19 protein-coding genes are annotated in these 23479 nt (G+C 68.1%); 7 read left to right on the top strand and 12 right to left on the bottom strand.

The annotated features are described in order from the left end of the window. Positions 1–543: 543 nt before the first annotated feature. Positions 544–1587 (top strand): zinc ribbon domain-containing protein, encoded by a 1044-nt coding sequence (locus G3T14_RS19970; RefSeq protein WP_163644294.1) that lies wholly within the window; start codon positions 544–546, stop codon positions 1585–1587. Between the two features lie 126 nt (positions 1588–1713). On the opposite strand, the gene paoC is transcribed toward G3T14_RS19970, so the two are convergent. Genes paoC through paoA form a run of 3 tightly spaced genes read right to left on the bottom strand, consistent with a single transcriptional unit; the run spans position 1714 to position 5507 of the window. Further along, positions 1714–3921, bottom strand: a complete 2208-nt coding sequence (gene paoC, locus G3T14_RS19965) for an aldehyde oxidoreductase molybdenum-binding subunit PaoC (RefSeq protein ID WP_163644293.1) — start codon at positions 3919–3921, stop codon at positions 1714–1716. 3 nt (positions 3922–3924) lie between these two features. Then, positions 3925–4875 carry a xanthine dehydrogenase family protein subunit M gene (locus G3T14_RS19960; RefSeq protein ID WP_163644292.1) on the bottom strand — a complete coding sequence of 317 codons (951 nt, stop codon included), beginning with the start codon at positions 4873–4875 and terminating at the stop codon, positions 3925–3927. Then, positions 4872–5507: an aldehyde dehydrogenase iron-sulfur subunit PaoA gene (paoA, locus tag G3T14_RS19955; RefSeq protein WP_163644291.1), complete on the bottom strand. Its 636-nt coding sequence runs from the start codon at positions 5505–5507 to the stop codon at positions 4872–4874. Before paoA ends, G3T14_RS19960 begins: the two co-directional genes overlap by 4 nt. Positions 5508–5772: 265 nt before the next feature. Here paoA and G3T14_RS19950 point away from each other — a divergent pair, with 265 nt between their 5' ends. Beyond that, a complete protein-coding gene (locus G3T14_RS19950; protein ID WP_163644290.1) occupies positions 5773–6663 on the top strand; it encodes a LysR family transcriptional regulator in 891 nt (296 codons plus the stop codon). Between the two features lie 76 nt (positions 6664–6739). Here the strand turns inward: G3T14_RS19950 and G3T14_RS19945 are convergent, their stop codons facing one another. Further along, the gene (locus tag G3T14_RS19945) at positions 6740–7951 is read right to left on the bottom strand and encodes an MFS transporter (RefSeq protein ID WP_163644289.1); all 1212 of its coding nucleotides are present in this window, start codon (positions 7949–7951) and stop codon (positions 6740–6742) included. A 103-nt stretch (positions 7952–8054) separates the two neighbouring features. After that, positions 8055–8450: a cupin domain-containing protein gene (locus G3T14_RS19940; protein WP_163644288.1), complete on the bottom strand. Its 396-nt coding sequence runs from the start codon at positions 8448–8450 to the stop codon at positions 8055–8057. A gap of 130 nt (positions 8451–8580) precedes the next feature. Here G3T14_RS19940 and G3T14_RS19935 point away from each other — a divergent pair, with 130 nt between their 5' ends. Then, positions 8581–9474: a LysR family transcriptional regulator gene (locus G3T14_RS19935; protein WP_163644287.1), complete on the top strand. Its 894-nt coding sequence runs from the start codon at positions 8581–8583 to the stop codon at positions 9472–9474. 176 nt (positions 9475–9650) lie between these two features. Here G3T14_RS19935 and G3T14_RS19930 read toward each other — a convergent pair whose 3' ends face one another. The 7 genes from G3T14_RS19930 to G3T14_RS19900 form a co-directional block, all read right to left on the bottom strand. Next, complete coding sequence (locus G3T14_RS19930; RefSeq protein WP_163644286.1) at positions 9651–11228, bottom strand: gamma-glutamyltransferase family protein; 1578 nt, start codon at positions 11226–11228, stop codon at positions 9651–9653. 81 nt (positions 11229–11309) lie between these two features. Beyond that, positions 11310–12245 (bottom strand): ATP-binding cassette domain-containing protein, encoded by a 936-nt coding sequence (locus G3T14_RS19925; protein WP_163644285.1) that lies wholly within the window; start codon positions 12243–12245, stop codon positions 11310–11312. Next, the gene (locus G3T14_RS19920) at positions 12242–13303 is read right to left on the bottom strand and encodes an ABC transporter ATP-binding protein (protein ID WP_246733444.1); all 1062 of its coding nucleotides are present in this window, start codon (positions 13301–13303) and stop codon (positions 12242–12244) included. Before G3T14_RS19920 ends, G3T14_RS19925 begins: the two co-directional genes overlap by 4 nt. 2 nt (positions 13304–13305) lie before the next feature. Continuing rightward, positions 13306–14211, bottom strand: a complete 906-nt coding sequence (locus tag G3T14_RS19915; protein WP_163644284.1) for an ABC transporter permease — start codon at positions 14209–14211, stop codon at positions 13306–13308. Next, entirely contained in the window at positions 14208–15152 is a 945-nt protein-coding gene (locus G3T14_RS19910; RefSeq protein WP_163644283.1) for an ABC transporter permease, read from the bottom strand. The genes G3T14_RS19915 and G3T14_RS19910 overlap by 4 nt, the downstream gene beginning before the upstream one ends. A gap of 17 nt (positions 15153–15169) precedes the next feature. Beyond that, positions 15170–16660 carry an ABC transporter substrate-binding protein gene (locus G3T14_RS19905; protein WP_163644282.1) on the bottom strand — a complete coding sequence of 497 codons (1491 nt, stop codon included), beginning with the start codon at positions 16658–16660 and terminating at the stop codon, positions 15170–15172. 158 nt (positions 16661–16818) lie between these two features. Then, positions 16819–18438, bottom strand: a complete 1620-nt coding sequence (locus G3T14_RS19900) for a gamma-glutamyltransferase family protein (protein ID WP_163644281.1) — start codon at positions 18436–18438, stop codon at positions 16819–16821. 119 nt (positions 18439–18557) lie between these two features. On the opposite strand from G3T14_RS19900, the gene G3T14_RS19895 reads away from it, so the two are divergent. The 4 genes from G3T14_RS19895 to G3T14_RS19880 all read left to right on the top strand — a co-directional run bounded on the left by G3T14_RS19895 (position 18558) and on the right by G3T14_RS19880 (position 23427). After that, positions 18558–19286 carry a GntR family transcriptional regulator gene (locus G3T14_RS19895; RefSeq protein ID WP_246733443.1) on the top strand — a complete coding sequence of 243 codons (729 nt, stop codon included), beginning with the start codon at positions 18558–18560 and terminating at the stop codon, positions 19284–19286. A 466-nt stretch (positions 19287–19752) separates the two neighbouring features. After that, on the top strand, positions 19753–20298 hold the full coding sequence (locus tag G3T14_RS19890) for an RNA polymerase sigma factor (protein ID WP_163644280.1): 546 nt from the start codon (positions 19753–19755) through the stop codon (positions 20296–20298). Positions 20299–20388: 90 nt separating this feature from the next. After that, positions 20389–21402 carry a DUF4880 domain-containing protein gene (locus G3T14_RS19885; protein WP_163644279.1) on the top strand — a complete coding sequence of 338 codons (1014 nt, stop codon included), beginning with the start codon at positions 20389–20391 and terminating at the stop codon, positions 21400–21402. Between the two features lie 180 nt (positions 21403–21582). After that, entirely contained in the window at positions 21583–23427 is a 1845-nt protein-coding gene (locus G3T14_RS19880) for a TonB-dependent siderophore receptor (RefSeq protein ID WP_246733442.1), read from the top strand. Positions 23428–23479 lie beyond the last annotated feature (52 nt).

The raw sequence follows: 23479 nt of genomic DNA, 5'->3' as shown, positions 1-23479 counted from the left end.
CCGGGGTATAGCTTAGCTCAGCCGCCAAACTGTCCAGGAAGGCGGGACCACCTCAACGATCGGCTTTCTCGCGCTGCGTACGCTTGTGGGTATTGCACGAAGCGAGCTTCGCCAGCTTGCGAGCTGACCGATCGGCCGGCATCGGATCTGGCTCGATTCGTCTGACCAGCGAGCTGGGAAGCGATAAGCGGAGCTTTGCCGGATTCAGGCGGCTGCCGTAGGCGGGAGTCGGTGGCAAGAGGCTTGGTCGGCTTCGCACTCACCTGCGCCGCGCAAGGCGCAGGATGCGTCGGCGGACCACTTTCCGCGAGCCTGCTCCGATGTGGCGCATGCACCGAGGATCTTTGCAGCCAACCCGCATGCGCTCAGCCCCGGGTTGCACTCGCCGGTCCGAATCCGCATGGAGGACTGGGCCGTGTCGATTGACGTCCCTTCCTGAGGAATGCTGGCGCTGCCGCGTAAAGTTGCGGGACGCCCCGCATTCGGCTCTCGCACCGGATATCCGCGCGAGCGCGCCTCCCTCTCTCGATCGAGGTCATCGATATGCGTTCCGGCCGTAGACTGTCCGAGCGGTGGTTCAATTTCGTTCTCTGGCTCGTGGCGCTCGCCTTTGCGGCGTTCCTGATCGGCCTCGGCGCCCTCCTCGTCGACGACCTGCCGCAGGTCGAGCATCGGTTCACCCTTCAACAGTTCCTCGACAAGGAGCAGGCGCAGACCTCCACCGATGCGTTGAAGCAGATCCGGCGCGAGCAGGACGACATACGGCGCCAAGCCGAGCAGGCGCAGCTCGCCCTCGATGCGGCGCGCTCGGCCTCGGAATCGGCGCGGGAGACTTTCGCGAACTGGCTGAAGACCCGCAATGCCACCGAGCGCGTCGATCAGGACCCGGCCCTGATTGCCCGTACCGAGCAGCTCGATGCGCTCAAGGCGGCCGAGCGCGCGGTGGAGGAACGCCTCGAGGCCCTGAGCCGCACCGGGCTCGACCTTTCCGAACGCGAGACCGCCCAGGACAGCATCGAGACCGATCTGCGGGCGGCGGGTCAGGAGAAGCTCGACGCAGCCGAGCGCGGCCAGGAGCTGCGGGTCTTCGGCTATCGCCTCGCATTCACCCTGCCGCTTCTCGTCCTGGCCGGATGGCTGCTGCTGAAGCGTCGCCAAACCCGGAACTGGCCCTTTGTCTGGGGATTCGCGTTCGCTGCGGCCTTCGCGTTCTTCGTGGAGCTGGTGCCCTACCTGCCGAGCTATGGCGGCTACGTACGGTACGGGGTCGGAGTGATCGTGACGTTGCTCGTCGGGCGCGTCGCCATCAACGCCCTCCACGACTACAACGAGCGCCAGAAGGCGGCTGAGGCCCGTCCCAATGAGGAGCGTCGCACCGACATCGCCACCGACCAGGCCATGCAGCGTCTGGCCAAGAAGGTCTGTCCGGGCTGCGAACGCGCCATCGATCTCACCAACCCGGCGGCGAATTACTGTCCGCATTGCGGCATCGGCGTCTTCGAGCGGTGCCCGTCCTGCGACCACCGCAAGAGCACCTTCGAACGGTTCTGCTACGCCTGCGGTACGCCGGGTGCGATACCCGGCTGAAGGCTGGGCGCGGCGTTACCGAAGAGGACGCCCCCACCGGCCGCGATCACCGGGCTATCCTGTCCGGTCTAGCACGCGGCGGATGTTTCACCCGCCGCGCGCCCTGTTGTTCTTCGGTCGTGGCGGTCACGCCGCCTCGGGCATCCCGTCGAGCAGCTTGTCGAGGGTGATCGGGTAGTCGCGGACCCGCACGCCGGTTGCGTTGTAGATCGCGTTCGCGACGGCTGCGCCGACACCGCAGATTCCGAGCTCACCGACGCCCTTGGCCTTCATTGGCGACGACATCGGGTCGACCTCATTGAGGAAGACGACCTCCTGATGCGGGATGTCGGCATGGACCGGCACCTCGTACCCGGCGAGATCGTGGTTGACGAAGTAGCCGCGTGTCTTGTCGACCGTGAGTTCCTCCATCAGCGCCGCGCCGACGCCCATGGTCATCCCGCCGATGACTTGGCTGCGGGCCGATTTCGGGTTGAGGATGCGGCCGGAGGCGCAGACCGCGAGCATGCGGCGCACCCGAATTTCCGCCGTCGCGACATCGACCCCCACTTCGACGAAGTGGGCCCCGAAGGTCGATTGCTGGTGGGTCTTGTCGAGATCGCCGAACTCGATGGCGTCTTCGGCCACGAGGTCACCGCCGGCCGCTGCCTGTGCGAGCGGAACGACACGGTTGCCCGAGTGGACCTGACCATCCTCGAACACGGCATCGGCAGAGTTGAAACCGAGCTTGCCGGCCACCGCCTCGCGCAGCTTCATGCAGGCGGCATAGACGCCCGATGTCGAGCTGTTGGCGCCGAACTGTCCGCCTGATCCCGAGGAGACGGGAAAGTCGGAATCGCCGAGGCGCACCACCACCTTGTCGAGGGTGACCCCCATCATTTCCGCTGCCGTCTGGCCGATGATGGTGTAGCTGCCGTTTCCGATCTCGGTCATGTCGGTCTCGACCGTCACGATGCCGTTGCCGTCGAGTCGGACGCGGGCGGCCGACTTCAGGACCATGTTGTTCCGGAAGGCCGCGGCCACGCCCATCCCGACGAGCCAACGCCCGTCTCGGACCTGTCCGGGCTTGGCCGCCCGCTTGGCCCATCCGAAGCGCTCTGCACCCTGATGCAGGCACGCGACGAGGCTCCGCTGCGAGAACGGGCGCTCCGGCTTCTCCGGGTCGACCTGGGTGTCGTTGATCTCGCGGAACCGGACAGGATCGAGACCGAGCTTCTCCGCCATCTCGTCCATGGCGATCTCGAGCGCCATCAGGCCGGGAGCCTCACCCGGCGCCCGCATGGCGTTGCCCTCCGGCAGGTCGAGCACCGCCAGGCGCAGGGCCGTCATCCGGTTCGGCGCCGCATAGAGCAGGCGCGTCTGCATCACCGACGCCTCCGGGCCGCCGCCGGCCAAGTCGCCCGACCAGCTCTCATGGCCGATGGCCGTGATCGTGCCCTCGCGCGTGGCGCCGATGCGGATGCGCTGGAGCGTCGCCGGCCGATGCGTCGTGTTGTTGAACATCTGCGGCCGCGTCAGAGCGACCTTCACCGGCCGTCCCGCCGCGCGGGCTCCCAGCGCCGCGAGGAGCGCTTCCGACCGCAGGAAGAGCTTGCCACCAAAGCCGCCGCCGACGAACGGCGAGACCAACCGGACCTTCTCCTTGGGTACGTCCAGGGTCAACGCGAGGTCGCGCACGCCCCAGCCGATCATCTGGTTGGAAGTCCAGACCGTGACCTTGTCGCCGTCCCAGGACGCGACAGAGGCATGGGGCTCCATCATCGCATGGGCGTGATCCGGGGTGGCGTAGCGCTGGTCGAGCTTGACCGGCGCCGACGCGAACGCACCGGCGAAGTCGCCGACGGCGGTGCCGGACGGGCTGCCCTGGACGTCGCCGGGATCGGTCGCGCCATCCATCGCTGCGGACAGGTCGAAGCTGCCCTTCTCGGATGTGTACGTCACCTTGACCAGGGCCGCGGCGGCGCGAGCCTGCTCGAAGGTCTCCGCGACGACGACGGCGACCGCCTGGTGGTAATGCTCGATCTCGGGCCCGCCCAGCAGCTTGGCGGTGTTCATCTTGCCCTTGCCGAGTTTGCCTGCGGTCTCGGCGGTGACGACAGTGACCACGCCGGGAGCGGCCTTGGCCGCGCCGAGGTCCATCGCTGCGATCCGGCCCTTGGCGATGCCGGCGCTCACCACGACGCCGTAGGCCAGCTTGGCCTGAGGGTCATGCCAGTCGTTGGCGTAAGGAGCAGTGCCCGTGGTCTTGAAGGGACCGTCGATCCGGTCGGTCGCTTTGCCGACCACCTTGAGCCGGTCGATCGGGTTGGTGCCCGCAGGGGTGTCGAACTTCATGGTTCAGGCCCTCGCTTCGGTCAGGACGGCGCCGAGCGTGCGCTCGGCGAGCTTCAGCTTGAATGCGTTCTCGTGGGTCGGCGTCGCCCCGTCGAAGACCCTGTCGGTCACTGCTTTGGCCCCACGAGGCAGGTCTGCCTCGGCGGCCTCGACGCGCCAGGGACGCGGTGCGACCCCACCGAAGGCCACGTGACCGGTGCCGTCCTTGCCGATGATGGCGGCAACCGAGACGAGGGCATAGGCGTAGGAGGCCCGGTCGCGGACCTTGCGATAGATGTGCGTCCCGGCCACCGGCTTCGGCAGCGTCACCGCGGTGATGAGCTCACCCGACCGGAGCGTCGTATCGATCTCGGGCTTGTCGCCGACCAGACGATGGAAATCGGCGATCGGGATCTTTCGCTCATGGCCGGTGGCATCCACCGTCTCGACGGTGGCGTCGAGAACACGCATGGCGACCGCCATGTCGCCCGGATAGGTGGCGATGCAGGCTTCGCTCGTGCCGATGACACCGAGCTGGCGTGACACCCCGCCGATGGCGGAGCAGCCCGAGCCGGGCTCGCGTTTGTTGCAGGCTTGCGCTGTGTCATAGAAGTACGGGCACCGGGTCCGCTGCAGCAGGTTTCCGGCGGTGGTCGCCTTGTTGCGGAGCTGCCCCGAGGCCCCTGCGAGCAGGGCTCTGCTCAGCACGCCGTAATCCTTCCGGACTCTGGCATCGGCGGCGAGGTCCGTGTTGCGGACCAGCGCACCGATCCGCAAGCCGCCATCCGACGTCGGCTCGACCTGATCGAGACCGAGACCATTGACGTCGACGAGGTGGGCCGGTGTCTCGATCTGCAGCTTCATCAGGTCGAGAAGGTTGGTACCGCCGGCGATGAATTTGGCGTTGGGCGTCTTCGCGACAGCGGAAGCAGCTTCGGCGGGCGAGCTCGGACGCTCGTAGGTAAAGGATTTCATGCCTGCCTCCCGGCAACCTCGGTCATCGCCTCGACGATGTTGGAATAGGCACCGCAGCGGCAGATGTTGCCGCTCATGCGCTCGCGGATTTCGTTCTGCGTGGCCTCGTAGGTTGCGTTGAGGTCGGCGCTGACATGGCTCGGGATGCCGGACTTGATCTCGGCGAGCACCGCGATCCCCGAACAAATCTGGCCGGGCGTGCAGAAGCCACATTGATAGCCGTCATGCTTGATGAAGGCGGCCTGCATTGGGTGGAGGTCCCCGGGCTTGCCGAGACCCTCGATGGTCATCACGGCATCGTCCTGGTGCATCACCGCGAGAGTCAGACACGAATTGATGCGCCGCCCATCGACGATCATCGTGCAAGCGCCGCACTGGCCGTGGTCGCAGCCCTTCTTCGCGCCGGTCAGGTGAATATGCTCCCGCACCGCGTCGAGTAGGGTGGTGCGCGTGTCGAGTTCGAGTTCGTGCCTCTCACCGTTCACCGTCAGGGCGACCTTCGCCAGCACCGGTGCGTCGGTTGCGGCGGGCCTGGCGCCTGCGGCCGACGGCACGGCGACCAATGTCGCAGCGGCGGATGCTCCCACCATCAAGTCTCTCCGGTTCAATTCGAGGTCTCTCGGTCGTTCCATCTCGGTCTCCGAACCCGTTGCAGGGGCGACGGCCGGGGCGCGGCCCCCGCCATTCAAGGCGGATGCCCGACGGAAACGCGGACACCTTGGATAGGCTCCAAAGTAACGCACACGCTTTCGACGATTAGGGGTTCGAACGTACATGGCGTTATGAGTCTGGCTTATGGATTGGGCGGCTGCGCCGTTCGAAATGCGCCGAATCCCGCGTTGGCACGTGCGAAACCACGATTTCCATGGGCAAAAAGGCAGCCGGAGACCGGCAACGATGCGTGAAAACCTGACCGACCTGCTTTCATTTGCCACGGTGGCGCAGGAAGGCAGCTTCACCCGGGCCGCTGCGCGGCTGGGCATCACTCAGTCGGCGCTGAGCCATGCGCTGAAGGGACTCGAAGCGCGCCTGGGGCAACAATTGCTGAACCGGTCCACGCGCAGCGTCTCTACGACGGAGGCCGGAGAGCGACTGCTCTGCGTCGTCGGTCCCCAGTTCGCGCAGATCGAGATCGAACTCGCGGCCCTTACGGAAATGCGGGACAAGCCGGCCGGAACCGTGAGGATCACGGCGCCGGAGCACGCGGCCGAGACGATCCTGTTTCCCGTCCTCGAACGGGTGCTGCCGGATTACCCGGATATCAACGTCGAGGTCGTCACCGAGCAGTCTCTCACTAACATCGTGGCCGAGCGCTTCGACGCCGGCGTGCGGATTGGCGAGCACGTCGAAAAGGACATGGTAGCGGTGCGGATCGGGCCGCCCATGCGCATGGCCGTCGTCGGAACGCCCGGCTATTTCGAAGGCGCTTCCAGGCCCGGACACCCGGAAGATTTGACCGACCATCGCTGCATCAACCTGCGACGGTCGACGCGCGGAGGGTTCTTTCCGTGGGAGTTCGAGCGGGCAGGCCGCGAACTGGCAGTCCGAGTCGAGGGCCAGATCGTCTTCACCAGCCTCAACCTGATCCGGAACGCTGCGCTCTCTGGGCTTGGGCTGGGGTACCTGCCGGAGGATATGGTGGTGGCGGCCGTGGCGGACGGGCGGCTTGTGCGGGTACTGGAAGACTGGTGCGAACCGTTCCCTGGCTATCACCTCTACTATCCAAGCCGCCGGCAGCCCGCCCCGGCCTTCACGGTCCTGGCCGAGGCGCTGCGGCATCGCGGCTGACCGCAAATCCGGCGGCGTGCCGGCGTCGACACCCACGCTGTCGTGCCGATCGTCGGTAGGAGAATGCGATGGCGGGCTACGTCCGCCGGCTGCGACGCCACGCCAGGATCGACACAATGGCTGAGGCGAAGAGGGTGGCGGCGCTGACCGCGAAGGTCCATCGGTAGCCACCCGCGTCGTAGGCGGAGCCGCCGAGGGTCGCCCCGAAGGCGATCGCCAGTTGGACGACGGCCACCATCAACCCGCCGCCGGCCTCCGCATCGTCGGGCAGCGCCGTGCTCAACCACATCCACCACGCCACCGGCGCGGCGGTGCCGATCAGGCCCCACCCGGCGAGTAGGGTCGCGGATGCGACCGCCGACCCGCCGACCACCATGAGCGCGATGGCGATGCCAGCCATCGCGAGCGGCATCGCGATCAGGAGGCTGTAGAGCCGCGTCCGCAGGGCGAAGCCGATCAGGGAGGTGCCGAGCACGCCGGCTCCACCGATGACGAGAAGGATCAGGGACAGCGTCGGGACATCGACCCGCGTCACCGTCTCGAGGAATGGCCGCAGGTAGGTGTAGAGGGCGAACTGGCCCATGAAGAACAGCGCGACGGCGAGCATCCCTAAGGCAACCTGAGGACGGCGCAGGACCCGGAAGACCGTACCATCCGTGGTTTTGCGGTCGGACGGCATCGCCGGAAGGCTGACGAACAACCAGGCCAGGGTCACGGCGGCCAGCGGGACGACGGCGAAGAACGCGCCGCGCCAACCGATATACTGTCCGAGGAAGCTGCCCAGGGGCGCGGCCACCGTGGTCGCCAAGGCGTTGCCGCCGTTCAGCAGAGACAGCGCCCGCGGCACATCCTCCTTGCGGACGAGCCGCATGACGGTGGCGGCCGACATCGACCAGAAGCCTCCGATCACGATTCCCACCAAGGCACGCCCGGCCATGAAGACGCCGGCGTTCGGCGCGAAGGCCACCATCAGGCCCGAGGCCATCATCAGCACGGCGAGGGCCAGCAGGACGGTGCGGCGGTCGATCCCGCGCGTGACCGATGCGATGGCGAGGGCCGTGACCACCGCGAAGATGCCGGAAACGGCGATGGCCTGACCGGCATTGCCCTCCGACATGTGGAGGTCGGCGGCTATCGGCGTCAGGAGGCTGACCGGCATGAACTCGGACGCGATCAGCGTCGCCACGCACAGGGTCAGGGCGAACACCGCCCCCCAACCCCCGGATGTCGCTGCATCGGTTTCACTCTCGCTCTCGCATCTGCCGGCATCGGCCTGGGTCGCAGTCATGGGTGGCTCTGCATTTTCGTGATCTTCGATGTCTGGGCAGGCGGTCCGCACAGGGCTCCCACCCGGATGGCGCCGCGCGTCGGGCCGGAACGGTCGCGGTGGATCACGCTCCGTATTGTCCGTCGTCCACCTGCTCCATCCAGGTGACGGGGCTGCCGTTCAGCGCCTCTTGGATGGCGATGTGGCTCATCGCGGTGGCGGGTCCGGCGCCGTGCCAGTGCTTCTCGCCCGGCGGGAACCAGATCACGTCGCCGGGGCGAATCTCCTCGATGGGGCCGCCCTCGCGCTGGACCCGTCCGAATCCCGCGGTGACGATGAGCGTCTGGCCGAGCGGGTGGGTGTGCCAGGCCGTGCGGGCGCCGGGTTCGAAGGTGACGAGGGCTCCGCCGGCGCGGGCCGGTTCCGCGGGGCTGAACAGCGGGTCGATCCGGACCGTGCCGGTGAACCATTCACCCGGCCCCCTCACCGAGGGCTGCGAGCCGGCGCGTTTGATGTTCATGATGGTTGCTCCATCGCAAAGGGTGCCGGCCGCGACGCGATGCGGGAATGGCTTCCGAACCAAGCTAGCCTTCGCGTCCGGCTCGGATTAGATGCCTCAATGATCATGATCTTATGAGCAGGTCTTATGGATGATGCGGGAAAGCCTGAACGACCTGCTCGCCTTCGTCGCCGTCGCTCGGGCGGGGAGCTTCACCAGGGCCGCAGCACAGCTCGGCGTCTCGCAACCGGCGCTCAGCCAGACCGTTCGTGGGCTTGAGGCGCGTCTCGGCGTCCGCCTGCTCGCGCGTACGACACGGAGCGTGTCGGCGACCGAGGCCGGCGAGCGCCTTCTCAAGACCGTGGCACCGCGTTTCGAAGAGATCGCGGGAGGGCTCGCCGCGTTGGCGGCGATGCGGGATCGACCGGCGGGGACGTTTCGCGTCACCGCGGACGAGCATGCCGCCAGCACCGTGCTCTGGCCCGCCTTGCGGCGCCTGCTGCCGGGCTATCCTGACATCGCGGTCGAGACGATCGTCGATTACGGCATGACCGACATCGTCGCCGAGCGCATCGACGCGGGAATCCGCCTCGGCGGGATGGTGGCCAAGGATATGATCGCGGTTCGCGTCGGACCCGACATGCGCATGGCCGCCGTCGGCGCGCCCGCCTACTTCGCAACTCGTTCGATGCCGCGCAGCCCGCAGGACTTGTCCGAGCACCGCTGCATCAACCTGCGCCTGCCGACGTATGGCAGCCTCTACGCCTGGGAGTTCGAGAAGGACGGGCGCGCGATCAAGGTTCGCGTAGATGGCCAACTGACGTTCAACTCCGTCGGCATGATCCTGTGTGCTGTCTTGGACGGCTTCGGCATTGCGTACCTACCCCAGGATCAGCTGCAAGCGCACCTGGATGACGGCTCCCTCGTTCGCGTACTTGAGGGGTGGAGCCCACCCTTCTCCGGCTACCATCTCTACTACCCGAGCCGCCGCCGGCCCTCACCGGCTTTCGCGTTGTTGATCGATGCCCTTCGCTACGAGGCGTGATCGTCCATCGGGCCGGATGCGAACTCCCCTCGTCGGTCTTCGCACTTCACCGAAGCCCCTGACTGCAACAGATGCAGCAGGGCGAATCCTTCGACGGACCATCTTTGTCCATTACAGAGCCATCGCTCCAAACTGCGAGTAGAACGGCTAATCGCCGCCATCCCGACAGGGGCTATTCAATAGCCGAGCGCACACCCGTCCTTGCGCGGATCGGAGCCGGCGGCGAGGAGGCCTGTGGCGCGGTCGATCCAGATGATCTGGCCGCCGCCGATCGGGAGCGGTGCCGGTATCGTGGCATGCCCGCGCGCGGCCAGCCCCGCCACCACCTCGGGGGAAAATCCGCTCTCCAGCTCGACGCCGCCGCCATAGGCGAAGCTGCGCGGGGCGTCCAACGCCTCCTGCACGTCGAGGTCCCGGTCGATGAGGCCGGTGAGCAGTTCGACGTGGCCCATGGCCTGGTAGTGGCCGCCCATGACGCCGAAGGGTGCCACCACCGCGCCGTCGCGCATGAGCATGCCGGGGATGATCGTGTGCATCGGGCGCTTGGATGGCCCGATCGTGTTGGGATGCCCCGGCTCGACCCGGAACGAGTAGCCGCGATTGTGCAGGAGCACGCCGCTCTCGGGCGCGGTGATGCCGCTGCCAAAGCCTTGGAAGATCGAGTTGATCAGCGAAATCGCATTGCCGTCGCGATCGACCACGCAGAGATAGACCGTGTCGGTGTGCGTCACCTCGGGCCACAATATCGGGGCCTGGGCGCGGGCCATGTCGATGGCGCCGCGCGCCGAGGCCCGCCACGCGTCCGACAGCAGGTGCTCCACCGGCACCGCGTTCAGCACCGGATCGGCGAAGAGCGCGTCGCGGTGGTGGTAGGCCTGCTTGCACGCTTCGGCGAAGAGGTGGACGCGGTCGAGCTCCGACAGCGCCCCAATCTCGTAATGCGACAAGACGTTAAGCATCATCAGGGCGGCGAGGCCCTGGCCGCTCGGCGGACATTCGTAGACGTCGTAGCCGCGGTAGCGGGTGGAGATCGGGGTGACGATCTCGGGGGCGGCGGCGGCAAAATCCGCCATCGTATGAAGGCCGCCGAGCGCGTTGAGGCGATCGACCATGTCCTGGGCCACCGGGCCTTCGTAGAAGCCCTTGGGACCGTGCTCGGCGATGCGCCGGAGGGTGGCGGCGAGATGCGGGTGGCGCATGGTGGTGCCGACCTTCGGCGCCTCTCCGTCGATCAGATAGGCGGCCGCCGAGCCGGGATCCGCCCGCAGCTTGTCGCGGTTGCGCGCCCAATCGAACGCGACGCGAGACTGCAACGGATAGCCCTCTGTTGCATAGCGGATCGCCGGTTGCAGCAATTCGCCGAGCGAGCGGGTGCCGTGATCGGCGAGCAGCTTGGCCCAGGCCGCGATCGCCCCCGGCACGGTGACGGCATGCGGCGAGGTCGGCCCGATCGAAACCCCGTTCTCGATATACCAGGCATCGTGCGCCGCCGCCGGGCTGCGGCCCGAGCCGTTGAGGGCGATGGGGACCGAGGCCCCCTTGGGTGCGTAGAGGGCGAAGCAATCGCCGCCGATGCCGGTCATCGCCGGCTCGACCACCCCCTGCACCGCCACCGCCGCGATGGCGGCATCCACGGCGTTGCCGCCGGCCTTCAGGGTCTCGATGGCCACAAGGGTGGCGAGGGGGTGGGACGTCGCCACGGCCGCGTTGGCGGCATAGACGGGCGAGCGCCCCGGCTTCGAGAAGTCTCTCATGGCGACAGGTCCTTCGAGTGCTTTGCGACGACGTGAATCCCGGCGTGCCGCGAGAGTGCGCGGTACGAGCGGGGCACGGCTCTAGGTTTGGAATTCGACGCCGCCCGCGACCCAGTGGCCGGGGGCGACCTCGACGAGGGCACCGCCCTCGTCCGGATGCGTGGGAGGCATGAGGGCGGCGGCGGCGAGGCGTGCCCGCTCCTCCACCGGGTTCGGCACCGGCACCGCCCCGAGAAGGCGCCGCGTGTAGGGGTGGCGGGGATCGTCGTAGAGGGCGTCCACGTCGGCGAGTTCGACGATGCGGCCGCGCCAGAGGACGGCGACGCGCTGGCACAGGTAGCGCACCATGCGCAGGTCGTGGGAGATGAACAGGTAGGAGACGCCGAGTTCGTCCTGAAGGTCCTGCAGCAGGTTCACAACCTGGGCCTGAATCGAGACGTCGAGGGCGGCGATGGGTTCGTCGGCGACGATGAAGCTCGGTTTCAACGCGATGGCGCGGGCGATGCAGATGCGCTGGCGCTGGCCGCCGGAGAATTGATGCGGGTAGCGCCGGGCAAAGCGCGGATCGAGGCCGACGCGGGCGAACAGGCCCTCGACCTCGTCACGGCGCTCCGCCCGGGCCAGGCCGGGACGATGCAGCCGGAACGGTTCCGCTACGTAATCGCCGACGCTCATGCGCGGGTTCAGGGCACCGTAGGGGTCCTGGAACACCATCTGGATGCGGGCACGCATCCGCCGCATCTCGCGGGGCGAGAGCTTGGCGAGGTCGGCACCCTCGAAGGCGACCGTCCCGGAGGTCGGCGGGTTGAGCATCGTCACCGCCCGGCCGATGGTCGACTTGCCCGAACCGGATTCTCCCACCAGTCCCAGGGTCTCGCCGGGGCGGATGTCGAAGCTGACATCCTCCACCGCCCTGAAGAGCGAGCCCTGTCCGCCCCACCAGTGGCGCAGGGGATAGTGCTTGCTCAGGTTGCGCACGGAGAGCAGCGGATAGGAGCCGGGGGTAGCGGGGCTCATGGCACGGCTCCAGGCGCGGCCCGTTCGGCGGCGAGGAGCGCCGGCAGGTCGTACCAGGCGGCGACGAGGTGGCCCGGCGCCGCACTGGATGCCTGGGCGAGGGGCGGGGGCTCGAGCCGGCAGCGCGGCGTGGCGTAGACGTTCCGGGCCGCGAAGGGGTCGCCCGGCGGCGGATCGCGCATGTCCGGCGGCGCGCCCTCGATCTGGTGGAGGCGCTTGCGCCCGGCCCGGCCCCGGCTGAGGTCGGGCAGCGAGCGCAGGAGGCCGAGGGTATACGCGCTGCGCGGATCGGCGAAGATGTCGTCCACCGGACCGCGCTCGAGGATGCGGCCGGCATACATCACCTGCACCGTGTCGGCGATGCCGGCCACCACCCCGAGATCGTGGGTGATCCAGATGATCGCCATGCCGATCTCGCGCTTCAGATCCTGCACCAGGGCGATGATCTCGGCCTGGACCGTGACGTCGAGGGCCGTGGTCGCCTCGTCGGCGATGAGGAGCTTCGGGCGGCAGGACAGGCCCATGGCGATCATCACCCGCTGGCGTTGGCCGCCGGAGAATTCGTGCGGATACTGGTCGAGGCGCGCGGCGGCATCGGGGATGCGCACGAGGTCGAGGAGTTCGCGGGCGCGGAGGCGGGCGGCGCGGCCGTCGAGGCCGAGATGGATGCGCAGGGGTTCGGCGATCTGGGCCGCGACGGTCATGCCGGGATTGAGCGAGCTCATCGGATCCTGGAACACGAAGCCGATGCGGCCGCCCCGGACCTTTCGGAGTTCGCGCTCCGGAAAAGCGAGCAGATCGCGCCCCTCGAATAAGACTTGGCCACCGGTGATGCGGCCGGGCGGGCGCGGGATCAGCCCCAGCATCGCCAGGACGTGCACGCTCTTGCCGGAGCCGGATTCGCCGACGATTCCGAGGGTCTCGCCCTCGCGCAGGGTGTAGGAGACGCCGTTGACGGCGTGGACGGCGCCGCCCTCGCTGTCGAAGGCCACCCCGAGATCGCGGACGTCGAGGAGGGGGGCGGGTTCGGAGCCAACCATGCTTTCGGAGCCTGACATGCTCAGGTCCTCTGACGGGGATCGAGGGCGTCGCGCAGGCCGTCGCCCAGGAGGTTGAAGGCCAGCACCGCCACGAAGATCGAGGCGCCCGGCCAGATCGCCATCCAGGGCGCCTGTTCGAGGAAGTTCTTGGCGACGTTGAGCATCGAGCCCCAGGACGGGTCGGGCGGTTGCTGCCCGAGGCCGAGGAAGGACAGGCTGGCCTCGGCGATGATCGCCGCCGCGATGGTGAGCGTCGCCTGGACCAGGATCGCCGGCACGATGTTGGGCAGGATGTGGCGCAGTGCGATCCGCCAGGGCGGATTGCCCACGGCGCGGGCCGCCTCGATGAACTCCTCGGCCGCCACCGCCTGCACCTGGGCGCGGGTGAGGCGCACGAAGGTCGAGGTCGCCGAGAGCCCGATCGCCACCATGGCGTTAGTCAGGCTCGGACCCAGGAAGGCCGCGAGCGCGATCGCCAGGATCAGGAACGGGATCGCCAGCAACGCATCGGTGAGACGCATGATCAGCATGTCGAGAACGCCGCCGGCATAGCCCGCGATGAGTCCGAACGGCAGGCCGAGCGCCACTGCCAGGGCGACCGAGGTGAGGCCGGCCCCGAGGGAGGCGCGCGCGCCGAAGACGATGCGCGACAGGACGTCGTGCCCGACCTCGTCGGTGCCGAAGGGATGGGCGAGGCTCGGCGCCGCGCGGATGGCGCCCCAGTCGGTGGCGATGGGATCGTAGGGTGCGATCCAGTCGGCGAACACCGCCATGACCAGGAGCGCCACCACGATGACGAGGCCGATCATGGCGGTGGGACGCGCGGTGAGCCGGCCCCAGAAGTCCCGCACGGGGCCGCGCTCGACCCGAAGCGGGGCGGCGGCGGGCAGGCCGACGCCGCTTTCGGTGAGGCCGAGATCGCTCATGCGCGCCGCAGCTTCGGGTTGACGAAGGCGGCCAGGAGATCGGCCCCGAGGTTGAGGAGGACGTAGGTGGTGGCCGTGCAGATCACGACGCCCTGCACGGTGGCGTAATCCCGGTTGAACACCGCATCGACCATCAGCTTGCCGAAGCCCGGCACGGAGAAGACCTGCTCGGTCAGCACCGCGCCCGACAGGAGCTGTCCGAATTCGAGGGCGCCGAGGGTGATGATCGGAATCGCGGCGTTGGGGAGGGCGTGGCGCAGGATGAGGCGCAGCGGCGACACCCCCTTGGCCCGCGCGGTGCGGACGTAGTCGCTCCCGAGGACACCCAGCATGGCCGCGCGGGTGTGGCGCATCATCACCGCCGCGATCGCGTTGCCGAGGACGAAGGCCGGCATCACCATTGCACGCAGATTTTCGGAGAGACTCACGAAGGGCGAAACGTAGCCGGAGGCCGGCAGCCAGCCGAGATGGACCGAGAACAGCAGGATCATCAGGATGCCGAGCCAGAAGTTCGGCACCGACAGGCCCCACAGGGCGATGCCGTTGGCGATGGTGTCGGCGGCTTGCCTGCGCTTCACCGCCGAGAGGATGCCCATCGGCACGCCGATGACGAGGGCCACCAGCATGGCGAGGCAGGCGAGTTCCAGGGTGACGGGCAGCTTCTCGACGACGAGGTCGATCACCGGCTTCTGCAGCCGGATCGACTCGCCGAGGTCGCCCTGCAGCACCCCGCCGGCCCAGAGGGCGTAGCGTACGGGCAGCGGCTGATCGAGGTGGTACTTCTGCCGGATGAAGGCGATCACCTCGGGATCGCGCTCCTCGCCCGACAGGGCGGTGGCGGTGTCGCCGGGCAGGAGTTGCTGGAGCACGAAGATGATCATCGAGGCGATCACCAGGGTGGGGATCGCCAAGGCGAGGCGTTGAACGAGGAAGCGCAGCATCGGCTCGGCTCCCGGGTTCAGTTCAGGGTCAGGCCGCCGAAGCGCACGAGGCCGTCGGGATAGGGCGTGAAGCCGGAGAGCTTGGTGCTGTAGGCCCAGAACAGCTTGCGGTGGAACAGGTAGATCAGCGGCCGGTCGGCCATCACCTTGTCGGCGAGATGCTTCCAGGCCACCGCCCGCTGGGCCGGGTCCACCGTCGCCCGCTCGGCGGCCAATGCCGCATCGGCCTCGGGATCGCAGTAGCGGGCGTAGTTGAGGGGCGTCTTGCAGGCGAGGAAGCTGAAGGTGTTGCCGTCCGGGTCCGGCCGGCCGCTCCACGAATACAGATAGGCGTCGAAGTTGCCCTTGTCGGCGGCATCCAGCGCCGTGGTGAAGTCGGTGGCCTGAAGCTTGACGTCGAAGCCGGCCTCCCGCGTCATCGCCTGGATCACCTGGCCGACCTGGGGCGCCTCGTTGTTGGCGTAGACCGTAAGGGTGACGCTGGGCTTCGGGATGCCGGCCTCCGCCAGCAGGGCCTTGGCCTTGGCGATATCGCGCTTCGGGAGCGGATATTCCTTCACGTAGGCCGGGTGCTTGGGCGACACCCACTGGTTGCCGGGCAGGAACTCGCCGCCGAACACGACCTGGTTGAGGGCAGTGCGGTCGATGGCGAGGTCGAAGGCCGCGCGCACCCGCGGGTCGGCCACGGCGGAGCCCGCCCTGTTGGCATTGAAGACGATGGACTGGAAGCCGAGTTCGTAGGTCGAGCCGACCTTCAGCTTGGGGTCGCGGGTCACCTGCGGCAGGTCGGTGGGGGTGAGGCGCTCCAAGAGGTCGAGCTGGCCGGCGCGCAGGTTGGTTAGGCGCACCGTACCGTCGGGGATCGGCCGGAATTCGATGCGCTTGATGTGGATCTGGTCCTTGTTCCAGTACTCGTCGAAGCGCTCGACCACGATGCGGTCCTGGGGCACGCGCTCGACGAACTTGAATGGGCCGGCGCAGACCGGCGCGGTGGAGAACTTGTCGCCGAGGCGCTCGGCGGCCTTGGGCGAGACCATCATGCCGGCCCGGTCGGTGAACTGGGCCAGGAGCGGCGCGAACGGGGTCTTGAGCACGATCCGGAAGGTCAGGTCGTCGACGACCTCGACCCGGTCGATGGGCGCGATTTCGCCGCGGCGCTGGGACCCGGGCAGCTTCAGGTGCCGCTCGATGCTGTACTTGGCCGCCGCCGCGTCGAGCTTCTCGCCGTCGTGGAACAGGACGCCGGGCCGCAGGATCATGGTGAGCGCCTTCTCGTCGGGCGAGAGGCTCCAGCTCGTGGCCAATTGCGGCACGGGCTTCAGGTCGGGCCCGATATCCACGAGCTTGTCGCACAGGGCGGCGAAGACCATGCGACTGGTGAAGGTGCGGGCGAGGCTCGGATCGAGGGCGTCGGGATCCTCCATTAAGCCGAAGCGGAGGGTCTGGGCCTGGACGGGGGCGAGCGAAACGGCGCCGGCGACGAGGCAGGCAGCGAACAGGCGCAGCATCGAGCTTCCCTTGATATGAACGCGGCGGGTTCTGGGCTTCACTGCCGGACGAAGCGATGGGGCTCGAAGGCCGTCGCCCTCAAAAGTGTATACATTATCTGTGCCGGCCCGAAGATCCGTGCGGGCGTGATACGACGGATCGCCGACCGTGCGCGTCACTACACCACCGCCTGCCCGTCGCGGCGCGGATCGCTGGCGGCGACGTAGCCCTCGGTGGCCGGATCGCCCATGCGCCAGATGAACTGGCCGGCCCCGAAATCCTGGTAGCTGTCCTCGAGCGTCGCGACCTGGTGCCCACGGTCCACCAGGCCCTGGCGCGTGGCGGCCGGCATGGTGGATTCGGCGTTGATCTCGAGCCCGGTGTTGAAGCGCCAGCGCGGCGCATCGCAAGCGGCCTGCGGGTTCTGGGCGTAATCGAGCATCCGGACCAGGGTCTGGACGTGTCCCTGGGGCTGCATGTTGCCGCCCATCACGCCGAAACTCATCACGGGGGCGCCGTCCTTGGTGAGGAAACCCGGGATGATGGTGTGAAACGGACGCTTGCCCGGCGCCACCAGGTTCGGGCTGGCGGGATCGAGGGAGAAGCCGTAGCCGCGATTCTGCAGCGACAATCCCCATTCGGGCACGACCACGCCCGAGCCGAAGCCCATGAAGTTCGACTGGATGAAGCTCACCATCATGCCGGATTCATCCGCCGTGGTGAGGTAGATCGTGCCGCCGCGCACGGGGTTGCCCGCACCGAACACCTGGGCGCGCTGGCGGTCGATCAGACGCGCACGCCCGGCGAGGTAGGCGGGGTCGAGCATCGTTTCGGGGGTCACGTCCATGGCGCGCGGGTCGGCGACGTACCGGTAGGTGTCGGCGAAGGCGAGCTTCATCGCCTCGATCTGGAGATGCTGCGCCTCGGCGCCGTCCGGGGGCAGCGCGGCGAGATCGAAGTTCTGAAGGATGCCGAGGGCGATCTGGGCGGCGATGCCCTGACCGTTGGGCGGGATCTCGTGCACGGTGTGGCCGCGATACTCCAGCTGCGTCGGGGTCACCCATTCGGGCCGGAACGCCGCCAGGTCGCCGACGGTCATCGCGCCGCCATGGGCCGCCGCGTGCCGGGCGACCGCCTCGGCGATCTCGCCCTCGTAGAAGGCCCGGCCCTTGGTCCGCCCGATGGCCCGCAAAGCCCGGGCGATCCCCGGCAGGGTCACGCGCTCGCCGACATGGGGGGCGCGGCCGTAGGGCAGGAAGGTCTCGGCAAAGCCCGGCTGGCGGGTGATCTCCTGGATGCGCGCGGCGGCGGCCCATTTCTGCTGAACCACGATGGGCGCGAGGTAGCCGCGCTCGGCGATGGCGATGGCCGGTTCGAGGAGATCGGCGAAGGGCAGGCGACCGAAACGCTCGCTCAACGCCACCCAGGCCGCGACGGCGCCCGGCACCGTGACCGAATCCCACCCGCGGCAGGGCGGGCGCTCGGCCTCCGCGCCATACTTCGTCCGAAAATAGTCCGGGCTCCAGGCCGCGGGGGCGCCCCCCGAGGCGTTGAGCCCATGCAGGCGCGTCCCGTCCCACAGGATGCAGAAGGCATCCGAGCCGAGGCCGTTGCTGCACGGTTCGGTGATGGTCTTGGCCGCCGCCGTGGCGATGGCGGCGTCCACCGCGTTGCCGCCCTGCCAGATCATGCGGAGGCCGGCCTGGGCCGCCAGCGCGTGGGACGTGGCCACGACGTTGCGGCCGAAGATCGGCATCCGCACCGTGGGATAGCCGGCGGTCCAGTCGAAGGGCGTCATCGGATCGGGGTTCCTCGCCAGAGTGGAGCGGGCGCCGCGACTGTCCCGCGTGGTCCCGCTCGTGCTTGGGCTTGGTCCGGCGGGACACCGAGCGACGGCGGCAGGACAGGCGGACAAGCATGATGGGTGGAAAGGATACGGCAGGCAACACGACGCGGCCGGGGAGTAAAGACCGGGTCGGGGCGATCTGCCGGGCCCTGCGCCGGGCCATCGTCGAGCGGGCGGTGGCCCCCGGCGATCGCTTGCCGGAGGATGCCCTGGGCGAGCGTTTCGGCGTCAGCCGCACTATCGCGCGCCAAGCCCTGGGGCAACTCGCCGGCGAAGGGCTGGTCGAACTGCGCCGCAACCGCATCGCCGTGGTGGCGACGCCCAGCTGGGAGGAGGCGCGCGACACCTTCGACATCCGCATCGGCCTCGAACGCCTGGTGGTCGCCCGTCTCGCCGGTCGCCTCGACGCCGCGCAGCAGGCCGCCCTGCAGGCCCATGTCGATGGCGAGGAGGCGGCCCAACGCGGGGGCGAGCCCGGCTCGATCCGGCTCGCGACGGAGTTCCACCTGCTCCTCGCCCAGATGACCGGCAGCCCGGTGCTGGAGCGCTACGTCGGCGAACTCGGCTACCGCTGCGCCTTGATCCTCTCGCTCTACAGCCGGCCCCACTCCGCCGAATGCGCCGTCAGCGAGCACCGCGCGCTGATCGCCGCCCTCGTAGCCGGCGACGTCGCGCGCGCCACCGCCCTGATGGACCACCACCTCGACGCCGTCGCCGAGCGGGCGCGCATCGTCGCCACCCCGCCGCGCGACCGCGATCTCCTGCGGCTGCTCGCGCCCTATGCCGAAGCCGCGGGCTGATCCAGCCGCGATCCCGCATTGGATCGGAAGCCGCTCGGCGCTGTCGTTCTCGAGTCTGGGCTCGATCGGCTTGGCTGCGTGACCCGTTGCTGTGGGTTGCCACCGGAGCTTGGATTTTCGTTCCGAAACGGGCGTTCCGTTTAGGACCCGACTCCGTCATCTTCGCCCACTCGAACTGAGCCTAAAAGCAGGCATTAGATCCGGCCGTTGATTCGACTGCCGTGTTCCGGAACGCGCGTGTTGCCATCGTGTCGAAATAGGCGAGTGGTCATCCCGCGTAGTTGGCTTGCGATTTTCTTAATGGCTCAAGCACTCAAAGGAGTCCGCAGATAAATTTAAATATAATAAATATAAACTGATGATTAATATCAAGATGTAGCTTTTATGTTCTTGTCAGACGGCTGAACATCGCGATACGCCGGGACATCGCGAGTTTGCCCCGGCGGTTTCACGCTGGCGGAGGTCAATGCCTGTCGTCACTCCCACGCGCGATGAGCGCGCAAGCCAGTTGGCCAACCTCTATCGCGCGCATTGTAAAGCATTGCTGCGCTTTCTGGGCCGGAAGGTCGGTCAAAACGATGCGTCGGATCTGGCGCAGGAGGCGTTCATCCGTGTCGCGCGCACGGAATACGGCCAGACGCGCATTCAGAACGAACGCGCCTTCCTGTTTCAGATCGCCGCAAACCTCGTTGTGGATCACAAACGCGCCCAGCTCCGCCAGTCTCGTGTCCTGACGACCGTCGAGATCGACGACCTGCTCACGGTCGCGGACGAGACACCGGGCCCCGAGCAGCAGGCTCGATCTCGTGTCGATCTGCAAACCCTCGGTGCAGCGCTGCGGGAACTGCCGCCCCGCCGCGCCGAAGCCTTCCGCCTCAGCCGGATCGAAGGCCTGAGTCACCCGTCGATCGCCGCGCGCCTCGGCGTATCGCTTCGAACCGTGGAGGCCGAGGTCAGGATGGCCCTCGATCACTGTGCCGAGCGTCTGCAATCCAGACGGCTTCCGGATTGATTGCGGGGTCATCCTCATGGAAACGTCTCAATGCACGGGGCGCTCGTCAGGAGAGAGTCCGAAACATGTCTGGCGATCGGCAAGAGAAGCATGAGCGCGCCGAACCAGCAGAGTGGGTCTGCGGATGACACGGACAAGAGCGTCGCGCAGGAGGCGCGTGCCTGGGTCGTTCGCCTGACATCCGGCACCGCGACGCAGGACGAGGCCCGGGCGCTCGCTGCCTGGCGCATCGACCCGGAGCATGACGCCGCCTTCCGAGCCGCCGCAGGACTCTGGAAGCAGGCGGGCCACGCCCTTGCGGGTCCGGCGCGCGTGCCGGTCACCCGTGGTGTCCCACATGAGATCAGCCGCCGGCGCATGCTCCGCCGGGTAGCCGCGGGCGGCGTCGCATCGGCCTCCATCGCCGCCGCTGGCGCTACGCTCGCGTTGCGATGGCCGGCGCTGAGCGCGACCTACCGGACCGGAACCGGTGAGATCCGCACGGTGGCCCTGGCAGGCGGCCTCCGCATCGAGCTGGATGCCGAGACCGCCCTGGACGCTCACCTCGACGACCTGCGGCAGGACTTCGTTCTGCATGCGGGGTCGGTGGCCGTGACGATCCCGACCGGCCGCGCGGCCGTGGCTCTCGGCGTGGGCGAGGCCCGCCTCGTCACCGAGCCGGGTCAGCCGGCGGAGTTCATCGTTCGCTGCAAGCCGAGGGAAGGTCTCTCCGGATGGGTCGGTGGCGTGGATGCCGAGATGTCTTGCCTCTCCGGCAGCGTCACGATCGTTCCCGCTTCGGGAACACCCGCAACGCGCCTCACGGCCGGCCAGGAGATCAGGATCGGGCAGGGTGCGGGCGGCGTTCACCCCATCGACATCGCCCAGGCGGCGGCGTGGCGGCGTGGCCTTCTCGTCTTCCGCGACACGCCGCTGTCGGAAGTCGTGGACGACCTCAACCGATACCGGCCCGGTCGGATCGTGCTGGGCAGTTCGGCGGCCGCCGCCCGGCGCGTCACAGGGATCTTCCATCTGGCACGTCCGGACGAGGCCCTCAGCAGCATCCGGACGGCGCTCGCGCTGTCGGAAGTGAGGCTCGGCGAACGGCTCGTCATTCTCCGCTGAGGCCGACGAGGCCGGAGCGCGAAACCACCAAGTTTTTTTGCGGGCTCGTCACCCGGGGCCGTCTGAAGAGTCAGGCGGGCGATCACGACCCGCCGGGCCGCGGTGACACACCGCGCAAGGACGGTGGGTCGAATGACGGTGCGAAGACGCGGAGCGAACGGGACGGAGAACGGCTGTCGCATGGTCATTGGATTGAGTGGTGTCGCGGCGCTCGTGCTCGCCATGCCGACGCAGACCTCGGCGGCCATCGACCACGCGGAGCGGGCTGGGACGGCCGTCGGTGCACGGATCACCCGCGTCGCCGCGATGGTCGCGGAGGCGGACGACATCCTCGATTTCGCCATCGCCGGTCAGCCTCTCGATGAGGCCCTGGTGGCCTACGGAGCGACCAGCGGCGTCCAGCTGATCTACGACAGTCACGCGACCCGCCGTCTCCGTGCGGCGCCGATCACCGGACGCTACGACCGCGTCCACGCGCTCCGGCTCCTGCTCGCGGGAACGGGACTGGTGCCGCAATTCACGGCGAAGCGCTCGGCGACCCTCGTGGGCCTCGTGGCCGAGATCGAGCCCGCCGGCATCCAGGACGGCGCCGTCGTCCTCGACGCGCTCGAAGTGACCGGCGACACCGCCCTCGGCCCCACCCATGGCTACGTCGCCAAGCGCAGCGCGACGGCGACCAAGACCGGCACCTCGATCCTGGAGACGCCTCAGGCCGTCAACGTCGTCGGACGAAAGGAGATCGAGGATCGGCAGGCGCAGAGCGTCAGCCAGGCGCTTCTCTACACGCCGGGGGTTCTCACCCAGTACGGCACGGATGTGCGCTACGATTGGCTCTACGTTCGCGGCTTCGTGCCCGGACGCTACCTCGACGGGTTGCGCCTGCCGTTCGGGGCACGCGGCTACTCCCAGCCACGCATCGAATCCTACGGCCTGGAGCGCATCGAATTGCTGAAGGGACCCTCATCGGGGCTCTACGGACAGAACTCGCCGGGTGGCCTGCTCAACCTCGTCAGCAAGCGGCCGAGTGCGGTGCCCGTGCGCGAGATCCAGCTCCAGACCGGCAGCTTCGGGCGCGCCCAGGCCGCCTTCGATCTGTCGGGTCCCGTCGATCCGGACGGCAGAATCCTGTACCGTCTGACCGGGCTTGTCCGCAGCACCGGCACCCAGGTGGATCATCTGGAGGAGGACAGGGTCTACATCGCGCCGAGCGTCACGTTCCGGCCGGATGCCGACACGTCGTTCACGATCCTCTCGCAATACCTGCACATCGATTCGCCCGGAGGCGGTGCGCCGCAAGGCCTGCCGACGCTCGGCACCCTGTACACGAACCCGCGCGGGCGCATTCCCACCAACCGTTTCATCGGCGAGCCGAACTACGATCGTTTCAAGCTCGACCAGGGCTTCATCGGCTACGCCTTCGAACATCGCTTCAGCGACGTCTGGACCGTGCGCCAGAACCTGCGCTTCGCGCATGTGGAAGCCGATACCCAGCGGGTTCAGGCCATCGGGCTCGGGGCCGACGGCCGCACGCTCTCCCGCTACGCCTGGGCCTTCCCGGAGCGCTCGAACCTGTTCAACGTCGACAATCAGGCCGAAGCGCGCTTCACCACCGGGCCATTGGCCCACACGCTGCTCCTCGGTGCCGACTACCTGCGTGAGGATTCGCGCTACGACGAGTCGCAACTGCGGATCGTCCCTTCTGTCGACGTCTTCGCACCGGTCTACGCGGGCACGGTCACCCGTCCGCCGCTGGGCACGCGGATCACCCAAGGCCGCAACCAGGTCGGCGTCTACGCCCAGGACGAGATCCGCTTCGGCGGCTTCAGCCTTACGCTGAGCGGACGGCAGGACTGGGCCGACGCTATCACCCGCACCCTGACGGCTTCGACCGGGGCCTTAGCTCGTGTGAAGCAAGACGACGCCGCCTTCACAGGTCGCGTCGGCCTGAGTTATCTCTTCGAGGGTGGGCTTGCCCCCTATGTGAGCTACGCGACCTCGTTCCAGCCGACCTCCGGCACCAACTGAGGTGGTCCCGCCTTCCTGGACAGTTTGGCGGCTGAGCTAAGCTATACCCCGG

The organism is Methylobacterium sp. BTF04 (assembly GCF_010692745.1).
Classification (GTDB): Bacteria; Pseudomonadota; Alphaproteobacteria; order Rhizobiales; family Beijerinckiaceae; genus Methylobacterium.
Note: the sequence above shows the minus strand (reverse complement) of the source record. Positions and strands in the feature narration are given on the sequence as shown.